The 7,835-nt window shown below is 57.5% G+C and carries 6 protein-coding genes and 3 pseudogenes; 4 read left to right on the top strand and 5 right to left on the bottom strand.

The window, feature by feature from the left end; all coding sequences use genetic code 11:
- Positions 1 to 928 precede the first annotated feature (928 nt).
- A complete protein-coding gene (locus tag I6F36_RS38040; RefSeq protein ID WP_225143831.1) occupies positions 929 to 2,227 on the top strand; it encodes a hypothetical protein in 1,299 nt (432 codons plus the stop codon).
- 41 nt (positions 2,228 to 2,268) lie between these two features.
- Here the strand turns inward: I6F36_RS38040 and I6F36_RS38035 are convergent, their stop codons facing one another.
- From I6F36_RS38035 to I6F36_RS38020, 4 genes and pseudogenes are all read right to left on the bottom strand, one after another.
- Positions 2,269 to 2,838 carry a hypothetical protein gene (locus tag I6F36_RS38035; protein ID WP_225129226.1) on the bottom strand — a complete coding sequence of 190 codons (570 nt, stop codon included), beginning with the start codon at positions 2,836 to 2,838 and terminating at the stop codon, positions 2,269 to 2,271.
- The gene (locus tag I6F36_RS38030; protein WP_225129228.1) at positions 2,835 to 3,191 is read right to left on the bottom strand and encodes a hypothetical protein; all 357 of its coding nucleotides are present in this window, start codon (positions 3,189 to 3,191) and stop codon (positions 2,835 to 2,837) included. The genes I6F36_RS38035 and I6F36_RS38030 overlap by 4 nt, the downstream gene beginning before the upstream one ends.
- 512 nt (positions 3,192 to 3,703) lie before the next feature.
- On the bottom strand, positions 3,704 to 4,393 hold the full coding sequence (locus I6F36_RS38025; RefSeq protein ID WP_225143829.1) for an IS110 family transposase: 690 nt from the start codon (positions 4,391 to 4,393) through the stop codon (positions 3,704 to 3,706).
- A gap of 19 nt (positions 4,394 to 4,412) precedes the next feature.
- Positions 4,413 to 4,658: pseudogene (locus tag I6F36_RS38020) on the bottom strand (IS110 family transposase); the annotation flags it as partial.
- A gap of 80 nt (positions 4,659 to 4,738) precedes the next feature.
- Between I6F36_RS38020 and I6F36_RS38015 the strand changes: the two are divergent.
- Together I6F36_RS38015 and I6F36_RS38010 are read left to right on the top strand one after the other, a co-directional pair.
- Positions 4,739 to 5,008, top strand: a pseudogene (locus I6F36_RS38015) (transposase); the annotation flags it as partial.
- 89 nt (positions 5,009 to 5,097) lie between these two features.
- A pseudogene (locus I6F36_RS38010) lies at positions 5,098 to 6,109 on the top strand (IS110 family transposase).
- Between the two features lie 635 nt (positions 6,110 to 6,744).
- On the opposite strand, the gene I6F36_RS38005 reads toward I6F36_RS38010, so the two are convergent.
- Positions 6,745 to 6,927 carry a hypothetical protein gene (locus tag I6F36_RS38005; RefSeq protein WP_225129232.1) on the bottom strand — a complete coding sequence of 61 codons (183 nt, stop codon included), beginning with the start codon at positions 6,925 to 6,927 and terminating at the stop codon, positions 6,745 to 6,747.
- 582 nt (positions 6,928 to 7,509) lie between these two features.
- Here I6F36_RS38005 and I6F36_RS38000 point away from each other — a divergent pair.
- The coding region (locus I6F36_RS38000) for a transposase (protein WP_225173226.1) at positions 7,510 to 7,835 on the top strand (326 nt) is incomplete at its 3' end.

Genomic DNA, 7,835 nt, shown 5'->3' with positions numbered 1-7,835 from the left:
CCCCAGCCTCATGCTCCTTCAATACCGCGATAATCTGCTCTTCCGTGAACCTTGCTCGCTTCATCTGTCCGTCCTTCTTCGGGCCGGACTCTAACTCCTTCTGGAGGAAATACGCAGTGGCAGGTCAGCGCTTTTAGATCAATCCGACGTTCTGGAAGACGTCCCACCATGTGCTTCTCCCGCTTTTGAAACTCCGAGGGAAGCGAAACCCGAAGATGCCTCGATCGCTTATCGCTGCGGGACATGCAAAGTGGTGACCAAATAGGGGCCAGCACATCCGTAGCACTACTCGATGCACCCTAACCTAAGCCTCAGGCCGAGGTTGTATCGTGAAGTTTCTCACAATCGCTGTTGTAGTTGGATGACGCAGCTCACCGCGGCGTGTCCGCGACGATCGACGGCGAGTTCGGCAGTCCCGCGCAGGGTCTCACCAAATTCGCGGTGTCGGCGCCTGATAGACAAGTCGCAGGTTCCGCTCACTAGAAATGTCATCGGTGAGAGGACAGCTAGGCTGGCCTGATCGCCCTATGTTCGACCCGCCGGAGGCGCGGAGTGTATTGATCATCCGCAACAGGGAAGGGCTCGCAGAGCTTCGAGGCCGTCAACGATACCGATAGAACCCGAAGCGGACGATGTCGAGTGAATGTCCCTCGAGCGAGGTCGAAGCACTGCGAAGGGCGATTTCTCCTGGCAGATTCCGCGGCACAGTTGGTCGTTCTCCCTTGGGACCTCAACTCTACAACATTTGGTAGTAGATGATTCCAGCCATATGATGCTTCCATCACAATTACTCGTCGGCGGCAATTCGATTGATGGCGCTGCCTGGGGCCTTACTCCTAAAACTGGGAGCCCACTTTGCGCTTGCCGAACTATTCAAGAACTCTGAGCTCTGACCGAAAACAGCATTTGCCTTCACAGGGCGTGAACCATGTATAAAATCGACCGCGAGCGTTTTCTCGACCTTACCGAGAATCATGACATCCCAACAGTGCCGCAAGTCGAGGCAATACTGGAGGAAGCGGAGAGCGAGTCACTCAGCTACGCGAAGCTCAATTCACTCGTGAACGCGATCCACTCAACCGAGTTCCAGGCCATTCGCGACAAAGTTCTTGCAAAGTCCGAATTTGTCCGTCGCAAGATTTATGGCGGCTTGGTTGTTTCGATGGCACCGGTGGAGGTAACAAATCGCTGCGCGTCTGATTGTAATTTCTGTGGCTGGCGCTCCGACAACAATGAGATGCGCCGGATAAGCCTGGACGAGCGGCTCATTGTCGTGCAGGTTGAGTACCTACTCGCGAAGGGTTTCCAGCACATCGAACTTGTTGGTGGCGATGATGTAAAATTCGTAAGAGATCAGCTTCCCGTCCTTGTTCAACGAGTAAGGCAGATAATGGGCGGAAGTCTCGCAAACAGAGTACTGTTTTGCACGATGGCGCTGACGTCACGGCATTATAGAAGCCTGAAGAACGCCGGCGCTGACGGCATCATCATGTGGCAGGAGACTTATGACCATGAAGTCTATAACTCCCACATTACGAAGGGTCCCAAGGCTCGCGGCATCGATGACAACTACAAGGTCGTGAAGAATGGTGATGGATACCGCTTCCGGTTGGAGAGCCAGGATCGCGCGCTACGGGAAGGCTTATCGGCTTCAGTTGGAGCAATGCTAGGCCTAAATCCAAATATCGGGTTCGAGATAATTGCAACCGTAGATCACGCCCGATATCTGGAAAGTTCGTACCAGCCCGGTGATCCTATTATCGTAGGCATGCCAACTTGGAACAACATTACTACGCCGCGCACCGACAAAAGACCAGCGCGCACTCTTCCGATCGACGGCTATTTTGCATTCTTCGCATCGATCTACTTTCTCGCATTGCATCGCTACCGCGCATGGATATTCCCGAATTGCAGGGTGAGCCTACCGATCCAGATCGACGCTGTTCGTGCGGCCGGTGTTTATACCTCAACTGAGGTAAAACTCGGGCCGGGTGGATATCTAAACTCGGCAATTGCCAAGCTTCCGGTCGAGCAACGAGCTGCCATCATGCAGATGCTGAAATCGACATTCAAAGGAGAGTTATCAGCAGAAAATTGGCATGATGAGCTCGACAACCTTGAGCAGTTCAAGCACGACTTTCACCATCACGAGACCTACGTAAAAGCGTTGACTGACGCCGGCTTATTCATTGGCAGCCAAACGGCGCCTAGTTCGGCGAACCATTGATCGGGAGCGTGTTGCTCACTCCAGGTGGCCGATCATATTCGCTATGAGTCGATCAACTGCACGTGCCGCGGTCCAAATCGCTCACGAATAAGCAAGTAGCCTTCTGGACGATCCGCTGCCATTCCGCTTCGGGCTTGAGCGTTCAGACTGGGCCGGCCCTTCGCAAAGCGCTCGCAAACGCGCTCGTGTTGCTTGACCATCACGGCGGTCAGCATTTTTATGGCTGCTCGTTCCGCTTCGAAGCCGCGCAACTTCGCAAAGGTGGAACGCAGTTGCTGCAACATCGAGGAATGGTCGCGAGCCCAAAGTCCTGTGAAGGCCTCATCCACGCCGAGCATCGGAACGACCACGTGTTTCTCGTAGTCGTTCCTGGACATATTGCCGGCAACCTTGAACGCGACTGCACACGCCCTGGTTATTGATGAGAACCGCTGAAACTGACGAGCAGTGGCCACATGATTGTCGGCTGAAATAGCACGTTCCATTAGCTTGAGGCTGCGCTCGAGTTCACGGCAGAGTACGAACAAGCCTTGATGACCAGTAATCCAGTTGGTGAGGGCTTCACCGGCATGGGCCCTCCTAAGTTCCTCGTACTTCATAGGGCCAGTCATGTTCGTTCTCCGTAGTTTTCTACAATCGATTGAACGGCCTCGCCCAGGATCGCTTCCTCAACATCTGTTAGGACGCTCTTGGAGCTTACAAGTGCGGCGCATCCACTCATAGTCCGAAGAAGCGCCACCAATCCGGCAAGGTCTGAATCTTTTTGGATACGCTGGACCAAGAAGAACCAGTCGTAGCGATCCATTTTGGAGCCTGAACTCGGCACCTTGTCCTCAAGAGCGACTGCGTTCACATCGGCGCCGAGAATGAGCCTCAAAGATTTCATTTGGCTTATGAGAGATGGCGAGGAGTTTCTAATGATGTCAACTACCGCCTGCGCGCGATCTGGCGACAGATGCCTCATCAGGTCCGCCGATACCTCGATTGGAAGCATTAGATGTGGCGTGGCCATAACTTAGCCTTTCTAGATTACTCCACGAGTTTCATCCAGCCTGCACAACTACACCAGAGCCGGTTCAAACAAACCACGTCCGCAGACCAAGATCTTGGTTCGTATCGCAAGCTCTGATCAAGACCAGCGGAAGCAGCGGGTTTGCTTTCTGCCAGTGCTCGTCCAGCGGATTTGCCCCCCCCAACTGATAACGCGGTTGCTGTCTGCGCGAATTCGTCGCCCGCACGCTAGCCTCTCTGGCAGGCGAGACAGAAGCCGACGCCGCAACACAACCAGAGCACACGCCGTTCAGTCATATCTTTCCCACACAAGGGTCCCGGATTGTATCCCCGAAAAGACCAACAGGCGCCTACCAGGATTGGTCGGCCCATGCCCCCCGTCCCTGCCTCCTATGTATCCGTTGCTGAGTTTGAAGTTGTGAAAAACTTGTTTTCCTACAGTCCCAGAATTTCGCTGATGTGGAATCAGATCGGTCGCGCAGCGGGTATCATCAAAAGGAGATCACGCTGCCTGGATCGCGCCACTCGCGATCCGCAAAAGAAGCCGCGTGCCTTTGGGTACCGAACGACGTTGCGTGCTCCGATGACAAGCAAGTGCCTGAGATAGGAATCGCCCTGTTTCGTAATCCGGCCGAGTCGATCCTTCCCGCCGGTGGAATTCTGCTTAGGCGTCAGGCCAAGCCAGGCCGCGAACTCCCGCCCGGAGCGGAACATGGTCGCGTCCGGCACGGTCGCGGCGAGAGCCGTGGCCGTAATGGGACCGATCCCGGGAATCGAGGACAGCAACTTCGCCATCGGATTTACTCGCTGGATCTCAGCCAGTTCGCGCTTAATGGCCTCGACCTGCCGGTCCAATTCCTTCAGCTGGCTCACAAGGACGGCCAGCGCGATGCGGGCGTGGGCCGGTAGCGTCAGTTCCTCGTCATCCAACAAGTCCACCAGACCGTCCACCCGTTGCCGGCCTTGCCCGACAATGATTCCGAACTCAGCAAAGTGAGCCCGAATGGCGCAAGCTGTCATGGTGCGTTGGCGGACCAGCAAGCCTCTTGCACGATGAAGCATCAAGAAGCCCTGGTTCTCGGCGCTCTTGATTGGAACGAACCGCATATTGGGACGACTCCGCTTCGCAGATCGCGGCCGCGTCAGCGGCGTCATTCTTGGCTCCTCTTCGTAGGTAGGGTTTAACATAGGCTGGCGGAATCAATCTGACATCGTGCCCAAATTGCCGAATCTCCCGCGCCCAGTGGTGAGCAGTCGCGCAGGCCTCGATGCCGACCAGGCAAGGTGCGAGCGAGGAGAAGAACGACACGATCTCGCCTCGCCGGAGGCGTTGGCGACCGGCCACTTGGCCTTGGGCATCAACTGCATGGATGTGAAACACGTGCTTCGAAATGTCCAACCCAATTGTTGCGGCTTCCATTGGTCAATTGCTCCTGTAAGCGGGTTCGTCCATCGCCAGTATATCGCCGGCGCCGAGGGAGCGGGGCCGTCTTCCCCATCAACGGCCAGCTGCGGGATGAATTGCTGAACGAGACGCTGTTCACGTCAGTGGCCCAGGTTCGCATGGCTCTCGGATGCTGGCGGGCCGATTACAACGATGCCCGACCCCACTCGCAGCTCGGATGGAAAACGCCCTCCGAGTTCGCCTTCACCTGTCACCCGCGCCGGGATCTGGCGCTGCGCTATGCCGAAGGCTCCGCGCCAGCTGCCGTCGCTCCCACCGCCCAACCGGGCAAATCCAACGACCGGAGCGAACTCAGGAATGGATAAAACTTGATGTGGTGGAACGGCCCGCTCCAACAGCATCAAAGTGCTAGAACGTGGTCGTTGTTCGAACACCACAAAGGAGGGACCGTTCCGTGAAGCAGGTTATCACCATTGGGCTGGATCTGGCCAAGCACGTTTTCCAGGTTCATGGGGCGGATGCCGAGGGCTCACCCGTGTTCAACCGGAAGCTACGGCGCAGCGAAGTTCTGCGTCTCTTTGAGAAGCTGCCAGCGTGCCTGGTGGGGATGGAAGCATGTGGTAGCGCCCACTATTGGGCGCGCGAGATCGCAGCTCTCGGTCATGAGGTGCGGCTCATTCCCCCGGCTTATGTTAAACCCTTCGTCAAGCGAGGCAAAACGGATGCGGCGGACGCGGAGGCCATCAGCGAAGCGGTGACCCGAAAGACCATGCGCTTCGTGCCGATTAAGACAGCCGAGCAACAGGCTGCCGCGATGGTGCTGAAGACCCGCGCTCTTCTAGTGCGGCAGCGAACGCAGACGGTTAACGCGCTGCGCGCGCATTTGGCCGAATTGGGGATCATCGCCGCCGCCGGCATGGCAAAGGTTGAGGCGCTGATTGCGATCGTGCGGGACAAGACAGATGTCCGCCTGCCCGCAGCGGCGCGCTTCGCCCTGATGGCGATTGCCGATGAGATCGAAGCTGCAGCGGACCAGATCGACAGGCTCGAGCGCGCAATTATTGTGGAGGCAAGCGCGACGAGGACATGCGTCGGTTGACCACGATTTCTGGCGTCGGCCCCATTACAGCGGCGACCATTAAGGCGCTTGTGCCAGACCCCGGAGGGTTCACGTCAGCTCGCCACTTCGCGGCCTGGCTGGCAAAGAGCGGCTGGGGCGGATATCAAAGATGGGGAATCCGGAGCTCCGCTCTCTCCTCGTCGTCGGGGCAACGGCCGTCTTGCGGGTTGCCCGAAACGACGCGCTGAGCCGGCCGTGGCTGAAGGCGCTTCTTGCCAGACGGCCTTTCAAAGTTGTCGCGGTCGCGGAGGCCAATAAGACGGCGCGGATCATCTGGGCGCTTCTAAACAAGGGCGGGACTTATCGGCGTCCCGACCCACTGGCGATTACCGCGGTAGCCGACTGATGAACGCAATGACCGTCACAACGATCTGACCGGCGCAGGCCGGCAGAGGGCAAGGTGCAACGACAGGCGATGAACCCATGGGACGAAATCCCGAGACGAGTGAAGCCACTGCCCCCAATGCGCTCAAGCGCGCAAACTTGATTTGGCTCCTCGTTTCGCGGATCTCATCGAGGCCAGCGGCCATGTGCCGCGCGCAAAGGCCGGACATATAACCGCACCGTCCCAATGTGTGAAATCGACTGAAAAAGCTCTTGCCTCGCGGGCCGTTCCACATATGGGGGCAAGGTCAGCTGTCCCTGCCACGAGCCGCCAACTCCCACACCGGCCAGCCTCAAAGCAGCGGAAGAAGCAGGCCGGGAGATCATCGTCGTCGGAGGACGAGCCTAACTACTTGATCCCGGCCCACCAGTCGGAAGCAGCGCGGGCGCGGCTCGGAGTCGGTTAGCCAGGGAGGCATGAAGGCCCGTATCCTGCTACACCCACGCTGCCGTCGAGTTTAGCGGGCTGCCGCGCCTCGCCAAACCCATCGGCTTTGTATCGGCGCTAGCTGACTGAAAGCTGAGGAGACCGCGTAGCAATTCACCCAACGAAACGCAGCCCGCCTGGGCCACTTGCCTCGAGAACAATGAAGACGTTTAGACACCAGACAAAGGGCGTTCGGCGTGCTTACGATCAGAGGCAGCCGCACCACGACGACGGGCCGGGTTGGCGATCAGCCAAACCACTGCACGCTTCTGACTGATCGCCGTGACGACCTCACGCTCTCCCGGTTCGTGCTGCTCTTCGACCAAGTAGAGCCGGTCGTCTGAATTGCGCATCAGGTGCGTCCGTGCCGGCGGCCACGCACAGTGCACTTTCGCGGTCGAATTCGAACAGATCGTCAGATCGCTTTTGCTTGGCAGCACGAGTCAAATGTCGTCTTCTTGATGACCTACAGGCACGCTGCGTCGACGCCGCAACCTGGAGAGCTCGGCGCTGGTGGTTCTGTCGGTGCCAAAAAAAAGGGCACGCTGTCGCTATGTCACGCGAATTGTTTAGTTGTAATCCGGACACGATGCTCTGGGAAAACTCTCGGCTGTGCTGCCAAGCAGGTTGTGGGAGCTGAGGCGCACGGATCCAACTTGTCATTGATGGTTCGGGCATAACAGTCGCAAGCCAGCGCCGATTCAGTGTCTCAGCAGCAAACTCTGCGCGACGCTGGGAGGGATCGCGCATCCATGGTGCGACTTACACTGTCGCCCGTGAACAAGCCTCTAAGCGATTGAGCGGGAGTCTGTTTCTGGGATTTGATGGCGTTTGAGATTGCAGGGATTTGATGCTTGGACGCCGCAAACCTTGCAAATTCGTTTTGTGGATTCCTCTCCGTTGTGAACCGTGCTTCTGTGGTGCGCCGGAGGACGATGCGGCCGAAGAAGCATAAGACGACGGGATCGAACGATCTGTTCCGGGCACGGCTGGATCAGATCATCAACATGAAGCACGAGTTGGTTCTGCTTGCCGGCAGGATCGATTGGGACTGGATCGACGGGGAGATTGCCCCGCTCTACAGCGAGAACGGCAGACCGGGGATTGAAACCCGCTTCATGATCGGGCTGTTGTTGCTCAAGCACATTTACGGGCTGTCCGATGAGGGGGTGTGCGAGCGCTGGGTCCACGACCCATATTTCCAGTACTTTACCGGCGAAGAGTTCTTCCAGCACGCATTCCCGCACGAGCGCTCGGACCT

The organism is Bradyrhizobium sp. BRP19, assembly GCF_020194195.1.
GTDB lineage: Bacteria > Pseudomonadota > Alphaproteobacteria > Rhizobiales > Xanthobacteraceae > Bradyrhizobium > Bradyrhizobium yuanmingense.
This window is presented reverse-complemented; position numbering and strand designations above follow the sequence as displayed.